The 19117-nt window shown below is 71.4% G+C and carries 24 protein-coding genes and 1 pseudogene; 5 read left to right on the forward strand and 20 right to left on the reverse strand.

Annotation, left to right across the window (positions count from 1 at the left end; all coding sequences use genetic code 11):
• Positions 1-163 precede the first annotated feature (163 nt).
• From ftsR to BWI15_RS23080, 9 genes are all read right to left on the reverse strand, one after another.
• Positions 164-799: a transcriptional regulator FtsR gene (gene ftsR, locus BWI15_RS23040; protein WP_237771416.1), complete on the reverse strand. Its 636-nt coding sequence runs from the start codon at positions 797-799 to the stop codon at positions 164-166.
• A 31-nt stretch (positions 800-830) separates the two neighbouring features.
• Positions 831-1355 (reverse strand): FHA domain-containing protein, encoded by a 525-nt coding sequence (locus BWI15_RS23045; protein ID WP_077016540.1) that lies wholly within the window; start codon positions 1353-1355, stop codon positions 831-833.
• Positions 1356-1480: 125 nt separating this feature from the next.
• On the reverse strand, positions 1481-1864 hold the full coding sequence (gcvH, locus tag BWI15_RS23050; protein ID WP_077016541.1) for a glycine cleavage system protein GcvH: 384 nt from the start codon (positions 1862-1864) through the stop codon (positions 1481-1483).
• A 25-nt stretch (positions 1865-1889) separates the two neighbouring features.
• On the reverse strand, positions 1890-2939 hold the full coding sequence (locus BWI15_RS23055) for a DUF881 domain-containing protein (RefSeq protein WP_237771417.1): 1050 nt from the start codon (positions 2937-2939) through the stop codon (positions 1890-1892).
• 2 nt (positions 2940-2941) lie between these two features.
• Positions 2942-3274: a small basic family protein gene (locus BWI15_RS23060; protein WP_077016542.1), complete on the reverse strand. Its 333-nt coding sequence runs from the start codon at positions 3272-3274 to the stop codon at positions 2942-2944.
• On the reverse strand, positions 3271-4053 hold the full coding sequence (locus tag BWI15_RS23065; protein WP_168197359.1) for a DUF881 domain-containing protein: 783 nt from the start codon (positions 4051-4053) through the stop codon (positions 3271-3273). The genes BWI15_RS23060 and BWI15_RS23065 overlap by 4 nt, the downstream gene beginning before the upstream one ends.
• A gap of 41 nt (positions 4054-4094) precedes the next feature.
• Positions 4095-4697, reverse strand: a complete 603-nt coding sequence (locus BWI15_RS23070; protein ID WP_077016544.1) for a CDP-alcohol phosphatidyltransferase family protein — start codon at positions 4695-4697, stop codon at positions 4095-4097.
• A gap of 231 nt (positions 4698-4928) precedes the next feature.
• On the reverse strand, positions 4929-5369 hold the full coding sequence (locus BWI15_RS23075; RefSeq protein WP_077016545.1) for an SRPBCC family protein: 441 nt from the start codon (positions 5367-5369) through the stop codon (positions 4929-4931).
• A complete protein-coding gene (locus BWI15_RS23080) occupies positions 5366-5716 on the reverse strand; it encodes an ArsR/SmtB family transcription factor (protein ID WP_077016546.1) in 351 nt (116 codons plus the stop codon). The genes BWI15_RS23075 and BWI15_RS23080 overlap by 4 nt, the downstream gene beginning before the upstream one ends.
• Before the next feature lie 75 nt (positions 5717-5791).
• Between BWI15_RS23080 and BWI15_RS23085 the strand changes: the two genes are divergently transcribed.
• Both BWI15_RS23085 and BWI15_RS23090 read left to right on the forward strand, forming a co-directional pair.
• On the forward strand, positions 5792-6160 hold the full coding sequence (locus tag BWI15_RS23085; protein ID WP_077016547.1) for a YciI family protein: 369 nt from the start codon (positions 5792-5794) through the stop codon (positions 6158-6160).
• Complete coding sequence (locus BWI15_RS23090; RefSeq protein ID WP_083750949.1) at positions 6157-7413, forward strand: RNA polymerase sigma factor; 1257 nt, start codon at positions 6157-6159, stop codon at positions 7411-7413. Before BWI15_RS23085 ends, BWI15_RS23090 begins: the two co-directional genes overlap by 4 nt.
• 15 nt (positions 7414-7428) lie before the next feature.
• Here the strand turns inward: BWI15_RS23090 and BWI15_RS23095 are convergent, their stop codons facing one another.
• The 6 genes and pseudogenes from BWI15_RS23095 to BWI15_RS23115 all read right to left on the reverse strand — a co-directional run bounded on the left by BWI15_RS23095 (position 7429) and on the right by BWI15_RS23115 (position 12871).
• Complete coding sequence (locus tag BWI15_RS23095; protein ID WP_237771418.1) at positions 7429-8124, reverse strand: NAD(P)-dependent alcohol dehydrogenase; 696 nt, start codon at positions 8122-8124, stop codon at positions 7429-7431.
• A pseudogene (locus tag BWI15_RS40745) lies at positions 8124-8414 on the reverse strand (alcohol dehydrogenase catalytic domain-containing protein); the annotation flags it as partial. The gene BWI15_RS23095 and the pseudogene BWI15_RS40745, both read right to left, overlap by 1 nt.
• A gap of 174 nt (positions 8415-8588) precedes the next feature.
• Complete coding sequence (locus tag BWI15_RS23100; protein ID WP_077016548.1) at positions 8589-8972, reverse strand: VOC family protein; 384 nt, start codon at positions 8970-8972, stop codon at positions 8589-8591.
• Between the two features lie 453 nt (positions 8973-9425).
• The gene (locus BWI15_RS23105; protein ID WP_077016549.1) at positions 9426-11303 is read right to left on the reverse strand and encodes a DNA polymerase Y family protein; all 1878 of its coding nucleotides are present in this window, start codon (positions 11301-11303) and stop codon (positions 9426-9428) included.
• The gene (locus BWI15_RS23110) at positions 11303-12205 is read right to left on the reverse strand and encodes a hypothetical protein (protein WP_237771419.1); all 903 of its coding nucleotides are present in this window, start codon (positions 12203-12205) and stop codon (positions 11303-11305) included. The genes BWI15_RS23105 and BWI15_RS23110 overlap by 1 nt, the downstream gene beginning before the upstream one ends.
• A gap of 66 nt (positions 12206-12271) precedes the next feature.
• A complete protein-coding gene (locus BWI15_RS23115) occupies positions 12272-12871 on the reverse strand; it encodes a hypothetical protein (protein WP_077016551.1) in 600 nt (199 codons plus the stop codon).
• Between the two features lie 35 nt (positions 12872-12906).
• On the opposite strand from BWI15_RS23115, the gene BWI15_RS23120 reads away from it, so the two are divergent.
• The 3 genes from BWI15_RS23120 to BWI15_RS23130 are packed head-to-tail and all read left to right on the forward strand — an operon-like array spanning position 12907 to position 14305.
• Complete coding sequence (locus BWI15_RS23120) at positions 12907-13437, forward strand: hypothetical protein (protein ID WP_077016552.1); 531 nt, start codon at positions 12907-12909, stop codon at positions 13435-13437.
• Positions 13434-13817, forward strand: coding sequence for a hypothetical protein (locus tag BWI15_RS23125; protein ID WP_077016553.1), 384 nt, complete (start codon positions 13434-13436; stop codon positions 13815-13817). The genes BWI15_RS23120 and BWI15_RS23125 overlap by 4 nt, the downstream gene beginning before the upstream one ends.
• A gap of 23 nt (positions 13818-13840) precedes the next feature.
• Positions 13841-14305, forward strand: coding sequence for a PPOX class F420-dependent oxidoreductase (locus BWI15_RS23130; RefSeq protein ID WP_077016554.1), 465 nt, complete (start codon positions 13841-13843; stop codon positions 14303-14305).
• Positions 14306-14317: 12 nt separating this feature from the next.
• On the opposite strand, the gene BWI15_RS23135 is transcribed toward BWI15_RS23130, so the two are convergent.
• From BWI15_RS23135 to BWI15_RS23155, 5 genes are all read right to left on the reverse strand, one after another.
• The gene (locus BWI15_RS23135) at positions 14318-15013 is read right to left on the reverse strand and encodes a GntR family transcriptional regulator (protein WP_077016555.1); all 696 of its coding nucleotides are present in this window, start codon (positions 15011-15013) and stop codon (positions 14318-14320) included.
• Between the two features lie 193 nt (positions 15014-15206).
• Positions 15207-16172, reverse strand: a complete 966-nt coding sequence (locus BWI15_RS23140; protein WP_077016556.1) for a quinone oxidoreductase family protein — start codon at positions 16170-16172, stop codon at positions 15207-15209.
• 79 nt (positions 16173-16251) lie between these two features.
• Positions 16252-17148: an amidohydrolase family protein gene (locus BWI15_RS23145; RefSeq protein WP_077016557.1), complete on the reverse strand. Its 897-nt coding sequence runs from the start codon at positions 17146-17148 to the stop codon at positions 16252-16254.
• Between the two features lies 1 nt (position 17149).
• Positions 17150-17539 carry a cupin domain-containing protein gene (locus BWI15_RS23150; RefSeq protein WP_077016558.1) on the reverse strand — a complete coding sequence of 130 codons (390 nt, stop codon included), beginning with the start codon at positions 17537-17539 and terminating at the stop codon, positions 17150-17152.
• Positions 17536-19116: an FAD-dependent monooxygenase gene (locus BWI15_RS23155; RefSeq protein ID WP_077016559.1), complete on the reverse strand. Its 1581-nt coding sequence runs from the start codon at positions 19114-19116 to the stop codon at positions 17536-17538. Before BWI15_RS23155 ends, BWI15_RS23150 begins: the two co-directional genes overlap by 4 nt.
• Position 19117: the final 1 nt, after the last annotated feature.

Genomic DNA, 19117 nt, shown 5'->3' on the forward strand with positions numbered 1-19117 from the left:
CAATCTATCGGAGACGGGCATTCTTGCCACTGTCGAGGCAATCCGGAGCTCGCGACGATGGGCCGCGTGCCCATCCTTCAGCTTGTCGTCTCCGTCGTCGCCATCCTGCTCATGGCTCTGCTCGGCCGGCTGGCCGACCAGCTGACGCGCCCCGGCCGCGGGTTCAGCGAGGCAGGCGCGAGCGAACCAGCGCGGCGTGCAACCGGACCGCCAGGGCGGCCAGCTCCTGAGTCCGCTCGGTACGCCGCGGGCCGGTGACCTGCTCGATCAGCCCGACCTCGCGATCGGCCGCGGCCCGGAACGGGCGCAGGTGCCGCGGTTCCACGCCGTACTGGCCGAACTGCGCCGCCGCCTTCGCGACCAGGATCGCGTCGCCGTCGTAGTGGTTGCCGCGGGCCACGATGAGCTGGTGACTCTCCAACTGCTCGAGCAGCGCCTCGTCGATGCCCGCGGCCGCCCGCAGCTCCTCGCGGGTCAGCTTCAGCTCGGTCCGGTCGGCGCCGAAGTCCTCGGCGACCGGCAGCCCGGCCGGCTCGGCCGCCTGCGGCGCCGCCGGAGGTCCACCCGGCGTCGGCCGCAACCCGCGGTCCATCGCGCCGAGGTGTTCCTTGATCACCTTCAGCGGCAGGTACTGGTCGCGCTGCGCGGTCAATACGTACCGCAGCCGCTCGACGTCGGACGCGCTGAACTTGCGGTACCCGGCAGCGGTCCGCGCCGGCGTCACCAGGCCCTCGGCCTCCAGGAAGCGGATCTTGGAGATGGTGACGTCGGCGAACTCGGCCTGCAGGACCTGCAGCACCTGTCCGATGCTGCTTCCTCCGGCGTCAGGCTCAGGCCTGGCCACTGGCGTAGTAGACGAGCCGGTACTTGCCGATCTGGACCTCGTCGCCGTTGTTCAGCAGGACCTCGTCGATCCGGTCCCGGTTGACGTAGGTGCCGTTCAGGCTGCCCACGTCGCGGACCTTGACCCCGGCCGGGTCGCGGCGGAACTCCGCGTGCCGGCGCGAGACGGTGACGTCGTCCAGGAAGATGTCGCTGTCCGGGTGGCGCCCGGCGGTGACCACGTCGACGTCGAGCAGGAACCGGCTGCCCGCGTTCGGGCCGCGCTGGACGATCAGCAGCGCGGACCCGGCCGGCAGCGCGCCGACGGCGGCCTCGTCCTCGGCGGTCAGGCCCTCACCGGCCAGGTCGACCCGCTCGGTGTCGGGCTCGGCGCTGATCGGGGTCAGCATCGCGGTGTCGGTGACGCCGGGGGCGGGCACCGGACGGTCCGCGCCAGGGAGCATCGTTCCGCACTGCGAGCAGAACCTGCTGCCCTCGGAGTTCTCGTGCCCGCACTGGTTGCAGAACGGCATGCTGTGATCCTCCCGATCGCCGGCGGTCCGGCGACGTTGTCGTAGATCCCCGTGGTGAACAGTGTGGACTGGGCCTCAACCCTCGACCAGCGGTTGAGGCCGCCAAACCTATCAGTAACCGATCGTCAGCTCTGGTCGAGCTGGCCCTTGTAGGTGTCGGCGTCCATCAGGGCCGCCACCTCGTCCTCGTCGTCGACCCGGATGTCGAGCAGCCAGCCCTCGCCGTACGGGTCGGTGTTGACCAGGTCGGGCTGGTCGGCCAGCGCCTCGTTGACGGCGGTGACGGTGCCGTTCACCGGCGCGAACAGGTCGCTGACGGACTTGGTCGACTCCAGCTCGCCGCAGGCGTCACCGGCCCGCACCGCGGCACCGACCTCGGGCAGCTGCACGTAGACGATGTCGCCGAGAGCGTCCTGGGCGAAGTCGGTGATACCGACCCGCACCGGGCCCTCCTCGCCGGCCTTGACCCACTCGTGCTCGGCCGTGTACTTCAGGTCTTCGGGGTACACCTCGGGTCCTCTTTCACTCAGGATCTCACTTGGTCGGGCTGGGCGCCGGGCGAGCGTAGCGATGCTCCTCCGGGGCGTGCAAGGCGGTGATCTGGACCTGCCGCAACTCGGTCACCTCGGCGGTGCCACCGATCTGCGGGCCGGTCACCTCGCTGACCAGGCCACCGGGGAAGTTGGCCGCCTCGGCCAGGTTGTGCGACTCGCCGATCGCCTCGATCACGTACGGCGAGGTGACCTTCTGGCCGTCGACCCGCACACCGGGCGCGTCGTCGATCAGGTCGGTGCTGGCCACCACCCGGACCGTTCCGTTGATCTGGATCGCCTCGGCCCCGGCGTCGCGCAGTTCCTCGATCGCGTCCAGCAGGTTGCCGGACGTCATCTTGCCCTCCGGGTCGTTCAGCGTGATCCGCACCCCCGGCCCCTGGGCCGGCAGCGTTCCGGCCAGGATGCCGAGGGTCCGGACCTGCTGCTCGGCCTGCTCGCGCGCGGTCTGGGCCTTGTCGGCGCTGGACGACAGCGTGTTCTTGCGCTCCTCCAGCTCGGTGATCTCGCTCTCCAGCCGGCGGTTGTTCTGGTTCAGGCCGTCGAGGATCGCGATCAGGTCCTCGCGGCGGGCGTTCTGGTAGCCGTCGTCGGCGCGGTTCACCCGGACCTGGACGACCGCCGTGCACGCGACCAGCGCCAGCACGACGGCGACGATCGCCTGGCCGCGGGACGGCTTGAACCCGGCCCGCAGCCGGCGCAACGCGAGGTTCGGGCCCTTGGGGCGCGCGGGCGGCATCGGGGTCGGGGCGGCGGGGTGGGCCGGATCGGGCGTCGGAGCGGCAGGTTTGCCTTCGGACGCCGTACTGGCCGAGGCGCCTTCGGACGCCGTACCGGCCGAGGCGCCTTCGGACGCCGTACCGGCCGAGGTGCCTTCGGACGTCGTACCGGCGGGTGTCGGACCGGCGGCGGGCTTCGGGGCTTCGGACGGCTTGTCGGCGCGGTGATGGGCGTCGCCGCGGTGCTGCGGCTCGTGCCGGCGCTTCGGCTCCTCCGGCGGCGTGCCCTGCGGCGGTTGCTGGTCGTCGCTCATGATCAGGCCCGGAAGACGTGCCGGCGGATCGCGGCCATGTTGGTGAAGATGCGGATGCCCAGCACGACCACCACGCCGGTGGACAGCTGCGAGCCGACGCCGAGCTGGTCACCGAGGTAGACGATCAGGGCGGCGATCAGCACGTTCGAGACGAACGAGACGACGAACACCTTGTCGTCGAAGATCCCGTCCAGGAACGCGCGCAGCGCGCCGAAGACCGCGTCGAGCGCGGCCACCACGGCGATCGGCAGGTACGGCTGGGCCCAGTCGGGCACGTCGGGTGCGACCAGCAGGCCGATCACCACGCCGATCACCAGACCGAGCACGGCGATCATCTCGGCCCCACCTTCGCGTATCGCAGCGCGATGGTCGCATCGGCTGGCACCAGCAAGGAGTCCTCCGTCGTGGTCGTCATCCGGACATCGAAGTTGCTCACCAGGTACTGCACCCACTGCCCGCCGGAGCTCTGCGCGAACCGGGCCGGCAACGTCGCGGTCTCACCGATCGCGAGCACCGTGTACGGCGGGTTGAGTGAGCTGTAGTCGACCGTGATCGCGCTGCCGGCGCCCCGGATCGCGGTCAGGCTGGTCAGCCGGTGGCCGTTCACCGAGATCGCCTCGGCGCCCGCGGTCCACAGCCCGTTGACCAGCTGCTGGAGGTCGACGTCGAGCAGCCGGCCCTCCTTGTCGTCGGCGTTCTTGGCGTCGTCGACGACCACCTTGATCCCCGGCCCGGTCACCGCGACCGACCCGACCTGCAGCTCCAGGTCGTCGACCTTCTGCTGCAGCGCCGCGTCGGAGTCGGACAGCGCGCCGGCCTGCAGACCGCGCACCTCCCCGGCCAGCGCGGACTGCCGGTTGCGCAGGTCGTTCAGCCGGTTGTCGGCCTGCTCGACCCGCTCGATCAGCTCGTTGCGCTGCTTCTCCGCGGCCGGCGCGCTGCGGTAGTTCTGCGCCGCGGCGACCGACAGCAGGAAGCCGAGCACGACGAACGCCACCACCAGCATGATCCGGTGCCGGGCCTTCTTCGGCCCGTTCTGCGGTGGGCGCAGCCGGGCGCTGATCGCATACCCCTCGTCGAGCGGGTGCGCCATCAGGTTGTTCAGCAGCGACATCGACGCGTCCACGCGCCGCTGTCCCGGTGGAGCTTGCTGAGTCACGATCGACCCGGTCGCCCGCTGATCGGTTCGACGGTCTGGATCAGGTGCCGCAGCTGCACGAAGTACAGTGCGCCGGCCCAGTAGTACAACGCCGTGCCCCAGATCGCGAACGCCCAGCCGAACACGCGGGCCAGCAGGTTGAGCGTGCTGTCGCCGTCCCCGAGCAGCAGCAGCGGGAACGCGTACAGCAGGCAGAAGGTCGCGGACTTGCCGAGGAAGTGCACCGGCAGCGCGTTGAAGCCGCGGCGGTGCAGCGCCGGCAGGGTGAAGGTGAGCAGCAGATCGCGCAGCGGCAGCGCGATCGCCAGCCACCACGGGATGATGTCGCGCAGCGCCAGGCCGAGCACGGTCGCGAAGATGTAGAGCCGGTCGGCGACCGGGTCGAGCATCTGGCCGAGCCGGGTGGTCTGGTTCATCCGGCGGGCGATCTGGCCGTCGGCCCAGTCGGTGAAGCCGGAGACGGCGAGCACCAGCAGGGCCCAGCCGTCCTCCTCCGGGCCGAGAATCAGCCACAGGAACAGCGGCACACCGAGCAGCCGTGCGAAGCTCAGTGCGTTCGGGATCGTCAGTACCCGGTCGGACACCTCCACGTCCGGCACGCGACCCTCCCCCTTTTCCTCTGGCTCGGTCCCTGGAACCCCAGTCCCGCCGGTAACTCTACTGGGGCCCGCCACTGGGTTTCGCCCCGGCCACACCGGGGTAGCCCCGGATTCGTCCCTGACTACTCGAACGCCTCCGAACCGGCCCCGCTACGCACGTCACCGACCGGTGACCTGATCGAGACCGAAGGGAGACTGCGTGCCTCCGGATGGCGAAAACCCGCCGCGTGGTCAGACCCGGTCGAGCAGCTTCGCCAGAGCCTTCGGTACGCCGGTGCGCCAGCCGCCGTTCATGATCGTGTGGGCCTGGCGCTGGAGCGGGTCGTCGGGGTCGAAGCCTTCGTGCAGCAGGAACAACCTGGTCCCGTGCCCCTCGGGCTGCAGCGTCCAGGTGATGGTCCAGTCGGCGTCTCCGCCGGCCGCGTCGCGCCAGCCGAGGCGGAGCAGCTTCTCGGTCTCGAACGCGAGCACCTCGGCCTCGACCAGACCGGAGAAGCCGCTGGCGGCCACCGGGCGGGACTGCATCGTGTAGCGGTGCCCGACCTGCAGCCGGAAGTCGCCGGGCATCAGCCACTGGGCGATCAGCTCGGGCTCGGTCAGCGCCCGCCAGACCTTGCCCGGCGGGTGCGGGTAGAACTGGTCGACCTCGATCGTGGTCAGGTCCTCGGTCATGCGTCCTCCATCCGGTCCAGCACGTCACCCAGCGCGGCCATCCGCTCGCGCCAGAACCGCTCGTACGGCGTCAGCCACTCCTGCACCTCGGCCAGTGGCACCGGCTCCAACCGGTACAGCCGCTGCCGCCCTTCCTTGCGCTCACTGACCAGCCCGGCGTCGCGCAGCACCCGCAGGTGCTCGGAAAAACTCGGCCGGGCCATCGCGAAGTGCGCGGCCAGCACCCCGGCCGGCTGCGGACCGCCGTCGCGCAGCAGTCGCAACACCTCCCGGCGGACCGGGCTCGACAACGCGGCGAACACCCTGTCTTCGATGCTTTCGGCAACAACACTCGGGCGCGGCGGCATGGGCTCCACTATAGGTAGGTTTAATCCTACATATCAAGTCCTAGGCTGGTCCTCTCAGCGGAGGAGAGGCGACCGATGAAGTTCCTGATCCTGATCTACGGCAATCCCGAAGGGCGTGAGCTGTGGAACCAGCTGTCCGAGGAACAGCGCCGGGAGTCGATGGCCGGCTACACCGAACTGGAGAGCGCGTTGAGTGCGACCGGTGAGCTGCTCGCCAACGAGTCGCTCGACGATCCGGGGCTGACCAAGCAGGTGCTGGTGCGCGATGGAAAGGCAGTCACCACGGACGGCCCGTTCGCGGAGATCAAGGAGCAGCTGGCGGGGTTCTACCTGGTCGAGTGCGACACGGTCGAGCGCGCGACGGAGATCGTCACGCAAATCCCGGAGGCGGCGTTCAGCATCGTGGAGATCCGTCCGGTGCGGGACCTGAGCTTCCTGCGGTGAGCACCGGTACGCCGGACGCGGCGCGGCCGGGTGGGCCGGAGCCGGGTTCGCCGGAACTCGAGGGGCTGCTGCGGGAGCTCGCGCCCCGGATCGTCGGTCCCTTGGTCCGCCGGTACGGCGCGTTCGATCTGTGCGAGGACGCCGCACAGGAGGCGCTGCTCGCGGCCGCCACGCAGTGGCCGGTCGACGGCGTTCCCGACCAGCCGCTGAACTGGCTGATCACCGTCGCGTCCCGGCGCCGGATCGAGCTTCTGCGCAGCGAGGCGGCCCGGCGCAAACGCGAGGAGACCGTCGCCGCCACCGAGCCGACCGACCCCGCTCCGGCGCCGCAGACCGACGACACCCTCACGTTGCTCTTCCTGTGCTGCCATCCGGCCCTCACTCCGCCGTCGCAGATCGCGCTCACCCTGCGCGCCGTCGGTGGCCTGACCACGGCCGAGATCGCCCGGGCCTTTCTGGTGCCTGAGGCAACCATCGGCCAGCGGATCAGCCGCGCGAAGGCGTCGATCAAGGCCGGCGGCGCGACCTTCCGGATGCCGCCGCCCGACGAACTCGGCCCGCGCCTGGCCGCCGTACTGCACGTGCTCTACCTGATCTTCAACGAGGGTTACACCGCGAGCTCGGGCGAGAGCTTGCACCGCGTCGAGCTGAGCACCGAGGCGATCCGGCTGACCCGCCAGCTGCACGAGCAGCTCCCGGCGGAGGGCGAGGTGAGCGGCCTGCTCGCGCTGATGCTGCTGACCGACGCGCGCCGTCCCGCCCGGACCGCGCCGTCCGGCGCCCTGGTCCCGCTTCCCGAGCAGGACCGCTCGCGCTGGCACCGCGCGTCGATCGCCGAAGGCACCGAACTGATCACCCGCACGTTGCGCACGGCCCCGATCGGCCCGTACCAGCTGCAGGCCGCGATCGCCGCCGTGCACGCCGAGGCCCTGGATCCCGCGGACACCGACTGGCGCCAGATCCTGGTCCTCTACGAGTTGCTCGAGACCCTCTCCCCCGGACCGATCGTCACCCTGAACCGCATCGTCGCGGTCGCGATGGTGCACGGACCGCGCACCGGCCTTGACCGCCTCGACCGGGCCGCCGAGGACCCGGCCCTCGCGAACCACTACCGCACGACAGCCGTCCGAGCCCACCTGCTCGAGCTCGCCGGCGACGCCGAAGCCGCCCGGACGGCGTACGAGCAGGCGGCCCGGCAGACCCAGTCGTTCCCCGAACGTCAGTACCTGACCGCCCGCGCCGCAGCACTCTGACCTGGGCCAGTGCGTTCAGACGGTGAGAACGATTTTCGCGCGCGCGTGCTCGACCTCCAGATGACCAATCGCCGCCGGGGCCTGCTCCAGCGGATACTCCCGATCGATGGCCGGGACGATCTTTCCGGTCTCCGCGAGTTCGGCCAGTACGCGCAGGTTCGCGGCGCTCGGCACCGCTTCGAGCACGACCACGCGATGACGGCGGGCGAACTTCCCGATCAGAGCGCCCCGGACGATGAGCGCGATCGGACCGATCAGGCTCCCGCCCCGCGACACCCCGCCGCCCGACAGAACCAGCGTGCCGCCCGGCTTCAGCGTTCGCCGCAACTCCCTCAGTGAGTGGTTCCCGACGAGATCGAGCAGTACGTCGTACCGGGCGCTCTCGCGGGTGAAGTCCGTGTGGGTGTAGTCGACGACATGCTCGGCACCGAGAGAGCGGACCAAGTCGACGTTCCGCGTGCTGCAGACGCCGGTCACCTCCGCGCCGTACGCCGTGGCGATCTGCACCGCGAAGGTGCCGACCCCGCCGGACGCGCCGTTCACCAGCACGTGCTGACCGGCTGTCAGGTCGCGCAGCCCCATCAGTGCCGTGTTGGCGGCGAGCGGCAGAGCAGCCGCCTGCTCGAAGGTGAGGTTGGGCGGCTTGGCGACGAGCCGCGTCTGCGGCGCGCACACGTACTCCGCGAACGCCGCCTCCGCCTCGCCGAACACCTCGTCGCCCGGCTGAACGCTGTGACGCCGGCCCCGACCGACTCGACCACGCCGGCGAAGTCGGTTCCCCGCACCGGTTGCCGGGGACCGCGGCGGCCGAACGTCGTGCGATCCATCAGGCGAGCCACGTACGGGTCGCCTCGCATCAGGTGCCAGTCCCGCGCGTTGACCGCCGCCGCGCGAACCCGCACCAGCACGTCGCTCGCCCCCGGCACCGGCCGGTCGATCTCCCACAGCTCCAGCACGTCCGGCGCGCCGTACCGATCTTGTCCGATCGCCCTCATCCACATCCCCACCCTCGAGCCCCAGGCCGTGCCCCGAACCTAGCCAGCCGGGGTGCGGGTGCGCATCGGGGAGCCACCCCGAGCCGACCCTCAGCGGCCCTGGTCGCCACGACTGCATCGGATGTGGTCTCAGCGGTGGTCGGCGCGGCCTCGGCGTGCTCCTGCCGCGGGGGCGAGCGGCTAGGCCCAGGTCGTGGCGCGGGCCGCGAACTCCTCCGGATCGGAGTGCACCGGGATCACGCACACCAGCTGCCCACCCGGCACCCGCAGCGTCCGGCAGCCCTGCCAGCTCGACACCTCGACCGCTCCGAGCCCGATCAGCCGCGCCGTCTCCGCGTCCACGTCGTCGGTCTCGATGTCCAGGTGGTACCGCGACTCCCCTTGGTCCAGCGCCTGGATCGCGGTCACCATGCCGGGCACCGCGTCGTGCAGGCTGATGTACTGCGGCTCCCCCGGCGGACTGCCCGTCCGCACCCCCAACGCGGAACTCCAGAACTCCGCGGCCCTCGGCGCCTCTTCCCGCGGTACGTCGATCAGCAACGTCGAAACCCGGCTCTTGTGCATGCCACCAGATCGTAGGCGTCAACGCCGGCACGCGCCGCCGGATTCTCGCCGTACCCGAACGAGGTCTACCCCACCGCACGGTCGGCTCCTGCTCGTAGGTGGTGGAGTTGGTGATGAGCTCGCTGGAGACGTCGCCAGGTGGACGGCCGGCGGTGACAGGGCAGGCGGAGATGACGGGCACCGGCGAGGGAATGGCTGGCAGGGCAGGAGATCCGGTACGGCGTCAGGTGGTTTCCGGCGGCGCGTGAGGGACCGGCGGAAGCCCGCACCGCGCTGGGCGGGCAGGGATGCGCGGCGAGGAGATGGCGGCGGGCGTAGCGCAGGTGGCGGTGGGCGGTGAGTCGGTGACGTTGCCGGTGCGCGGCCAGGAGGTGGCGCCGGGCGCAGACCAGCTGCCCCTCGGTCGAGTGGCGGCAGGTGCTGGACACGCCGGCCAAGCCCCAGGTGGTGGGGTCAGTCATAGCTGGCCTCGATCCACCAGTGGGTGTTCTGTACGGCGGCCAGCCAGGCGCGTCCGTCCGCGGTGACCAGCTGGAAGCGGGCCAGCCGGTTCTCGGCCTCTTCGTCCCACCAGCGCTCCTCCACCGGCCACGGGCCCGCCCAGGCGGTGACCGGATGCAGTTTGTTGCTGTCGGCAACTTGCGGCCCGGGCAGCAGGCGGAAGGCGGCGGGGGCGCCGGACAGGCCGCCGCGGGCGCTGACCGTGACCTGCCGCCCGTCGGCCGCCAGCACCTCCGCCGGACGAGGCGAGGGATAGACCAGCGTCGGCACCGGCACCGGCCAGCCCGAGGTGGACGGCAGGGGCAGCGGGGTCGTGGTGCGTGGCCGGCGGGACACGGTGGCGGAGGACTCCTGCCTGGAGGCGCTGGGGGCGGTCGATTCGGAGCTGGAAGGTGAGAAGACCTGAAGACCTCCGATCACGTGCTCGGTGCGAAGGACAGGCACGGAGCTGACGGGCGGGGAAATCGCAGCCAGAGAAGCAGCGGTCTGCGTGGAGAGACCGGAGAACGAGTCGTCAGGCACAGGAGTAGGTGGCGAGGTAGGAGCGGGAAGCGAACCAGGCCAGGGATCGCTGGGCGGACGCGCAGGCGTGAGCGGATCCCCCCAGGGGATCAAGGTCTGGCGTTCGGCATAGCCGCGGCCGCCGCTGATCACCGGGGTGACCACGGCGCCGTGGCCGAGCATGCTCTGGACGCGGGACAGGGCGCGGTGGATCCGTTCGTCGGGACCGCTGCCCCAGAGCGTGTCGACGTGGGCGCCGACCGGGTCGACCCGCTCAGGGACCAGGCGGAGGCGCACCACTGGTGAGGTCAGCTCACTGGTCGCCGTGCCGCTGCCTTGGAGCTGCCAGCGGACCCGGTCGACCACGTCGCCGGGGGCGAACCAGCGGGGATGCAACCACTCCCGCTCGTGCACCCGGCCGGACTCCGTCCCGACCTCGACGCGCAGTGTGGTGCAGACCAGGCCGAGCGCGGCCAGCCGGCCGACCAGCTCCTCCGCGACCGTACGGACCGCGAACGCGACCTGGTCGACCCGGTCAACCGGTGGTTCGAAGTCGAGGGTGCGGGTCAGTTCGGGTGGGACCTCCCGGGCCACCACCGCGCGGTCGTCGTCGCCGCGGGCCAGCCGGTGGGCGAACGCGCCGTCCGGCCCGAACCGGGTCAGCACCTCGGTCGCCGGGAGCCGCGCGAACGCGCCGAGCGATCGCAGGCCGAGCCGCCGCAGCAGATCGGTGAGCTCCGGTCGCTCCAGCGTGTCGATCGTGAGCGGCGCCAGGAACTCGGCCGACCCGCCGGGCGGAATCACCCGCACCCGGGTCTGCGCCGACGCGGCCCGCGCGGCCTGCTCCGCCGCGAACGGGCCGTCGGCGACCCCGACCCGCCCACCCGGTACGTCGTACGTCTCCAGCCGGTCGAGCAACTTCTCCGCGGCGGCCGGCTCGCTGCCGTAGTACCGGCTCGGGCCGCGGGCCTTCAGCGCGCACATGCCCGGGCGGATCACCTGGATGCCCGGGGTGAGCGCCTCCAGGCAGCTGATCACCGGGTCGAACGCCCGCGCGTCGACGACCGGGTCGTACTTGAGCACCAGCAGGTCCGGGCAGCGCGACTGGGCGTCCCGGGCCCGGAGCCCGCGGCGTACTCCCTCGGCGCGGGCCGCTGCCGAGCTGGCCAGCACCCGGCCCTTCTGCAGGACCGCCAGGGCGGCGGACGGCGAAACCCCTTCCACCGAAGCCGCCGCGAGCACCGGCCAGTCCGGCACCCACACCACCATCGTCCGCTGCCCCACCTGCCGGGTGGAACCGGAAGCCTTCAGCTGCTCCGTCACCGTCATCAGCCGACCGCCTCCTGCAACCAGCGGGTGCTGTCGTCGACCACCCCGTCGTCCACCGACCGGATGGTCCCGTCGAGAGCCGGCAGCCAGAGCTGATGCCGCCGAGGCCGTACGGCGGCGCCGCGGCCGGTGACGGCGATCGTCGCCTGCCGGGCGGTGAGGTGGCCCTCACCGGCGCCCAGCCCGCTCCAGGTGTTGGCCTGGACCTCGAGGCGGGCTTCGCTGCCCGGCCACGAGCCGACGGCGATCAGCATCGCGCCCCTGGTGCGGAGCCGGGCGGACAGCCGGGACGCCTCGCCGGAGGTGACCTCGCCAGGCGGACGGACCACCACCACGGTCAGGGCGTCGACCAGCGCGGCGACCACGCTCAACCAGTCGTGCTGCGGGTCGGGGACGAGCACCAGGCGCTCGAGATCGACCCCGAGAGCACGGGCCGCCTCCGCGCCGAACGACGGCATCCCGACCACTCCGCACCAGGCGCCTTCGGCGGACGGGCCGGCCATCATCGCCATCACCAGGGCGCTGGAACCGCGCACGGAGTACACCGCGCCGCCGCGCAGTGGAGCCCCGGACAGCAGTTCGGAAACGGCCGGCAGCGTCGGCAGTGACCGCTCCGCGCCGGCGGTGTCGAGCGCCTGCTGGACCCGGGTCTCGGTGGTGCGCGGCGCCGAAACCGCTCGGGAGCGGGCGGTGTCGAGCGTCGGCAGAGCGGTCAGCACCCCGGACGGACTCTGGGCAGGAGGAGCCGCGGTCTCGGCTTCGCGGGCCGCCTTCTGGGCGTGGGCCCGGGCCAGCAGGTGGCGGGCCTGATCAAGGGCCGTGGCGCGGCGGGCAGGCTTGGGCCGGGCCGAAGCGGCTTCGGCCTGAGTCAGTACTGCTCGGTCTCCCGATGTCCCCGTCACCCCACCATGTTCGAACACCTGTTCGACTCGTGTCAATCGAGTCGTCCACAGGTCCGGCCCCGGGAGTCAGACCCGCAGGTCAGGGCGCCGAGCGCGGATCCAGGCGCCGATCGGCCCGGCCGGCCAGTCGGGATCGAAGGACCCCAGCGGGATCCCGATGTGCCGCTTTCCGGACGCTTCGTCGACGGGCATCGCGGCGAGCGCCTGCCGCATCACCGCGGGTGTCCGGGCCGGCAACGTCACCGTCGACCACCCCTGCACCCCGTGATCGGCCATCGACGCCTGCACGGTCCGCGGGACCGGTCCGGCATGCAAACGCCGCCGCGGCGCGAGCTGCACGTTCACCGGTCCGACCCCGGTCACGTCCGCCCAGGCCACCTCGTGGACGACTCCCCCACCGGCCTGCCAGTGGATCCCCCGGTCGTCGAACCGCAGCACGTTGGCCGCCGTCAGCCGGTTGAGCTTCAGCATCAGGTACGTCACGGCGGCGATGGTGCCGATCGCACTCGCCAGGATCCCGACCACCAGTCCGCCCAGCGACCCGAGCAGCAAGAGCACCACCGCGAACAGCACCAGCAGGCCCACCATCGGCAGCAGCGCCCGCCCGCGGGTCTCCGGAACCATCCGGAACTCGGCAGGCCCCGGCACACCGGCGTACTGACTCATCGGGGCGAGCCTACAAGCCACCTAGACTCGCCTGCATGCGCCGAGTCGACCACCCACGCTTCCGGGCCGCGGTCGCCGAAGTCGAGCAGAGCATCGACGCGGCCTGGCGGCACTTCCGCGCCGACGCCGGTACGACGGACGACCACACCCTGGCCGAGGTGGTCCTGCAGGACCCGGCCGAGTTCGACTGGCGGGTCGTCGACGGCGCCCTGAAACAACTCCGCTGCCCCGACTGCGGCGAGCAGCTCGGAGCCGGCCCGCTGGACTGCCACCGCTGCGAGCTGGCCAACGGCTACCGCTTCGCCGCCCGGGAGACCGACCGCACCGCTGTTGCTGCAGGCAACGAGCATGCCATCCGGGTCGCCTCGGCGGTGGCCCGGACCCGGCACCGGTACACCGAGCGAGCGCGCTGCGGCTACGAGCTGCTCCTGCCCGACCTGCTGGCGGGAGCACTGCCGACCACAGCGCAGGCGCAGCGGTTCAAGGCGCTGATCAACAAGCTCGGCGACGACGAGCTCGAGCAAGTGGTCCATCCGGACGAACTGCTCCGGATGGACTTCGCATGACCGACCAGATCGAGGCCGAGGTCGTCCGGCACCACGAGGACCTCGCCCGCTGGCTGGGCAGCGAGGCGGAGGACGGCCTGCTCGACACCTTCCGCCAGATGCATCACCCGGAGTTCAGTCTGGTCGCCACCGACGGCGCCCGGGTCGACCTGGTCGGGCTGAGCAACGCACTGGCCGGTGCGCGCAACGCCGTGCCCGGACTGACGATCGGGATCGAGCAGTTCCAGCTGGTGATCCGGACCGACCAGGTGGTCGTCTGCCGGTTCCTGGAGCGGCACTCGGTCGGCTCGTCGCGACGCGTCACCGCCGTACTGGTCCCCGACGAGTCAGCCCGGTACGGCGTGCGCTGGCTGAGCGTGCACGAGACAACGGTGCCCTGACCGGCGGGACTAGGGTGGGCGGTATGCCGAGAGCGATTGCCACCAACACCAAGGTCGACCTCGACGGACTGCTGGAGTTCGTCCGTCCGCGTCACCACATGCTGCTGATCACCACCCGCCAGGACGGTACGCCGCAGGCCTCGCCGGTGTCGGGCGGTGTGGACGCCGAGGGCCGGATCGTCATCTCCTCCTACCCCGAGCGCGCCAAGAGCACCAACGTGCAGCGCAACCCGCAGGCCAGCGTGATGGTGCTGTCGGACGACTGGAACGGCGCGTGGGTGCAGGTGGACGGCACCGGTGAGGTCATCCTGCTGCCGGACGCGGTCGAGCCGCTGGTCGACTACTACCGCTCGATCTCCGGCGAGCACCCGGACTGGGACGAGTACCGCGAGGCGATGCGCAAGCAGGGCAAGTGCCTGATCCGGATCACCCCGACCCGCTGGGGCCCGATCGCCACCGGCGGCTTCCCGGCCCACCTGGCCGACTGACCCAGGTCCCGCTCACTGCTCCTTGGTGTACCGCCGGGCCATCGTCTCGCTGATCCGGCGGAACGCACCTTCCAGGTGCTCGCGCAGTGCCGCGTCCGCGCCCTGCTCGTCGTGCGCCAGGCAGGCGTCCAGGATCGCCTGGTGCTCGCGCCGGGTCTGCTCGATCCGCGCCTTGGTCTGGCGCGAGCCGAACCGGTAGCGCTCGCTGTTCTGCCAGACCGGTTCGATCGCGCGCGGCAGCCAGCGCGACCCACCGGCCCGGTAGATCGCGAAGTGGAACTCGGTGTGCGCCTGCCGGGAGGCGATGATGTCGCCCACCTTGGACAGCCGGACGTGCTCGGCCAGCGCCGCCTTGGCGACCACCGCGTCGGACTCGGCGAACCGGGTCGCCGCGGCACGCACCGCGAGCGTCTCCAGCGCCAGCCGGGTCTCGTGGGTGTCGCGCAGGTCCTCCATCGACAACTCGCGCACCCAGGCGCCCTTGTGCGGGACGATCTCGACCAGGCCGAGCGCCTGCATCCGGCGCAGCCCTTCCCGGATCGGCATCTGGCTCATGTCCAGCCGCTTGGCCAGTTCCTCCAGCCGCAGGGCGGTCCCGCTCGGCAGCTCGCCGGACAGGATGAGCTCGTGCAGCTCGGCAGCGGCTTCCTCGGCGAGAGTGCGCCTGCCACTGGGCCCCCCGGGCGTGAGCTCGAGTCGTCGGGTCATCGGGTGCGGGCTGCCTCTCTCGTCCACTGCATACACGTCTGGGAGGTAACCGTAGCGGTGCAGAGGCCCGCGCGGGGGTTCCGGCGGCGGATTGGCCACCGCGCCCCCGCGCCACCGCGTGCCGCGCCGGTCGTGCAGCCGGCCGCCTGACCAGCGGTCCAGCCTGTCATCGCAGCCGCCGCCCGTCCACCGCTCAGCGCAGCCGGGTCAGGTCGAGCAGCACCCGCCGCTCCGCCGTACCGCCGACCAGCCGGTCGAGCGCCTCGTCCACCCGGTACGCCGGGATCATGTCCAGCTCCGGCGTGATCGGTGCCGGCGCGATGTCCGCCAGCACCTGGGACACCGTTCCGGCCTCGATCGTCGTGCGCTGCATGTTCACCGGCAGCACGCGCAGATCCCGCCCGATCAGCTGGTGCAGGTCGAGCGTGGCGAACTCCCCGGCCGTGTAGCCCAGTACGGCGATCCGCCCGCCCGGCGTGATGTGACTCATCACCCCGCTGGTCACCGGACCACCCACTGTGTCGATCACCGCGTCACACCAAGGCAGCTCTCGCCCGACCTGGCCCAGCTCGTCCACCCGGACCACCTGGTCCACCAGCCGGGTCAGCAGGTCCACGGAGTCGCCCGAACGGGCCAGACCGATCACCTTGCCGGCCCCGGCGGCTCGAGCGACCGCAGCACACAGCCGCCCGACCAGACCGGTCGCGCCGGTGACCACGACCGTCTCACCGTGGACGACTCCGGCCACTCGCCGTACGGCGGTGTGGGCGGTCAAGGCCGGCGCCAGCAGGGCCAGCGCCTCGGCCGTGTCGAACCCGATCGGCAGCGGGTGCACTGACGAGTCCGGCACCACCGCCATCGAGCCCCAGGTCCCCGGCCGGGTCACGCCGACGCCACCGCCGCGGATCACCACCCGGGTGCCCGACGGGTACAGCTCCGAGTCGACCACCACGCCGCCGCCTTCGGACCCCGGGACGAACGGCGGTTGCAACTGCTGGGCGAGCTTGCCCGCCAGCACGGTCCGGTCGAGCTGGGTCACCGAGGCGACGTCCATCTCGACCAGCGTCTCCCCCGGTCCGGCGGCCAGCTCGACCTCGTCGGCCTTCAACTGCTGCCCAGGCCCGTAACAGCGCAGCACAGTGCTCTGTCGCGCGCTCATCCACCCACCCCACTCGTGCCCGTCGCCCCCAGTTGGGTTTGATATCTGATCACATCTCGTTGCTGCGGAAAAGCTCTCGTCACGCCGAACGAACCCCCTGTCCGAGCGGACGGGTCAAAGCCTCGGCGGCCTGCGCCCGGCGCGGATCCACCCGGTCACTGCCCATCGGGAACGGCCAGTCGCTGCCGGCCAGTACGTCCCCGAAGGTCGACTCCAGCAGCGGCAGGACGGCCGGATCGTGCACCAGGTCGTCGGCCACGAACCGCTGCAGCGCCTCGGCCACCGCCAGCGACGGCGCCTCGATGCCCGGCCGCTCGGTGTCGATCCCGCGCTGCCACCGCCCGGCCAGCGCGGCCGTCACGCCGCCGCCGTGGCACAGGCAGAACTTGATCCCCGGAAACCGTGCCGGTACGTCGGTGAAGACCAGCTCGGCCGCGGCAAGCCCTGTTTCGTAAGGGTTTCCGAGCAGGTTCGACAGGTAGAACGCGTCCAGCCGCCGGTCCGCGCTGTGCCCGGGATGAACCAGCGTGAACGCGTTCAGCCGGTCCAGCACCGCCCAGACCGCGTCCAGCCCGGCGAAGCCCGGCGTACCGAGGGCGAAGCCGCTGAAGACGCCCTCTTCTCCCAGCGCCGCGGCGATCGCCGGAGCGCTGGCGTGCAGGAGCGGGATGTGCGCCAGCACCCGCAGCTGCGGCCCGGCCAGCTCCCGAAGTCCCTGGTTGAGCAGCGCGGTCCACTCCGCGCCCTGGTCGTAGCGGAACAGCGCGGGCGGTACCGACACCACCGCGCCGTCCAGGTCCTGATCACTGACCCACTGCAGTAGTGCGGCCGGGTCGGCGAGCTTGCCGAGTGGCAGCCGGTGCTGTCCGTCGACCACCAGCGAGTTGCCCTCGACGGACAGGCCGAAGTCGCCGCTGCGGGCAGCAGCGAGCACAGTGGGTGGTATCAGATGCGTGTGGACGTCCCAGCCGGCCATGTCAGCGTGCGTCCTCGTCGTTGTCGTAGAAAGACGGCCGCTCCGGGTAGTGCGGGCCGTCGTACACCTCCAGCAGGACGGAGGTCTCCTCTGCTCGCGTCGGTCCGTGCACGACGCCCTTCGGGTTCCAGTAGAAGCTGCCCTTGGTCAGCGTCGTCCCGGTCGGCAGGTACACGTACCGCCCGGACAGGCAGAACATGAACTGGTTCGACGCGTGCTTGTGCTCCGAAGGGATCCCCGACCCCTGCTCGAACTTCACCAGCGCGATCGACGCCTCGGTCTCCGGATCACGCCACAGCATCTTGTGCGACAGCCCGTCCAGGGACTTGTCCACCCAGTCCAGGTCGTCGGTCTGCAGCAGGATCTCGCGCAGCGGTTCGTCGAACGTCATGACGCCTCCCGGGGAACAGGCCGACCGGTCACTCGCGTGTAGAGCTCCTCGGCAACACCGGGTGCCGCCGGAGCCACCGCGGCGATGTGGCCGTCGGGCCGGATCAGTACGACGCTGTCCGCCGGTACGCCGTACCGGTTGGTCGCGATGCTGCCAGGGTCGAACAGCGACCGGTCGCGCAGCCCGGAGTCGTGCGGCGCGTCCCACCGCGAGACGGCGTAGTGCCGCAACGCCGGCGAGTCGTTGACCGGGATGTCCGGGCGGCGGCGGACGTCGGTGAAGTACAGCGCGACGAACGTGTCCCGGCACAGGTCGTGGATCGTGACCCGGCCGGTCTGACTCTGCAGCGCCAGGTCGGGTGCGCGGTCCCCCGCGCGCACGGCCGGCGGTGTCGTACCGGTCGCGACCATCGACCAGTCGCCCACGCCGTCGACGTCGAGCCGGACGCTGAGCAGCGTGCGGTTGTACGCCGTCGCCCACGCGCCGGTGTCCTCGGTGACCGCACCGCGCTGCAGCGCCATGTACTTGCGCGCGGCCTCGGCCATCTCGCCGGAGCCCTCGACCGCCACCGGCCGCTGCTCCTGCTCGTACCCGTCCAGCAACGACGGGTCGGCCCAGCCGCGCTGCACCCAAGCCAGCCGCCAGGGCAGGTTCGACGCGTCGAGCGCGCCGGTGTTCAGACCGAGCGCCCACATCGGAGTGATCAGGTGGGCGGCGTCGCCCATCAGGAACACCTTGCGGTCCTTGGTCCACTGCTCGGCGACCCGATGGTGCACGTTGTAGACGACCGTGCCGAGCAGCTCGATCCGGTCGACCTCCCCGATGAACTGCTTCACCTTCACCAGCAGGTCCTCCGTGCCCGGTGGCTCCGCGCCGGGCGCCAGCGGGAACAGGAACCGCCAGTTGTCCGGCTGGCGGATCAGCACCATCCACTCGGCGGCGTCCGCGAAGTACGCGAGGTACGGGTAGTCGCGGGCGTTGTCGACGTCCAGGTCGACCGCGACGTCGATCAGCATGTACCGCTCGGGCAGGGTCTCGCCGACCACCTTGACCCCGAGCGCGTCCCGGATCTTGCTCCGTCCACCGTCACAGGCCAGCAGGTACGACGCCTCGAGCTCCTGCGGACCGTCCGGTGTGTCCAGCTGCAGCACGACCCGGTCGTCACGCACCTCGAACGAGGTCAGCCGGTGCCGCGTGCGGACCGGCTGCGGCAGCGCGTCGGCCAGGATCGGCTCCATCATCTGCTGCGGCAGGTTGATCACGAACGGGAACTGGGTGTCGTTGACCAGCTCGGCCAGCTGGACCGAGGCGCGCGGGGTGTTGGTGGCCCGGTCGATGTCGCCGATCTCGTCGATCCGCACCGCGGCGCCCAGGATGCCCTCGACCGCGCCGTACCGGTTCCAGATCTCCAGGGTGCGGCTCAGCGTCGTACCGGCCTTGGTGTCGGAGGACAGCACCGCGTCCTCCTCGAGCAGCACGTACGGCACGCCGTAGTGCGCCAGGCCGAGCGCGGTGGTCAGGCCGATCGGCCCGGCGCCGACCACGGCGACGGGCAGTTGCTGGTCAGTCGAGGTCACT

The sequence above is a fragment of the Kribbella sp. ALI-6-A genome (assembly GCF_001984195.1).
GTDB lineage: Bacteria > Actinomycetota > Actinomycetes > Propionibacteriales > Kribbellaceae > Kribbella.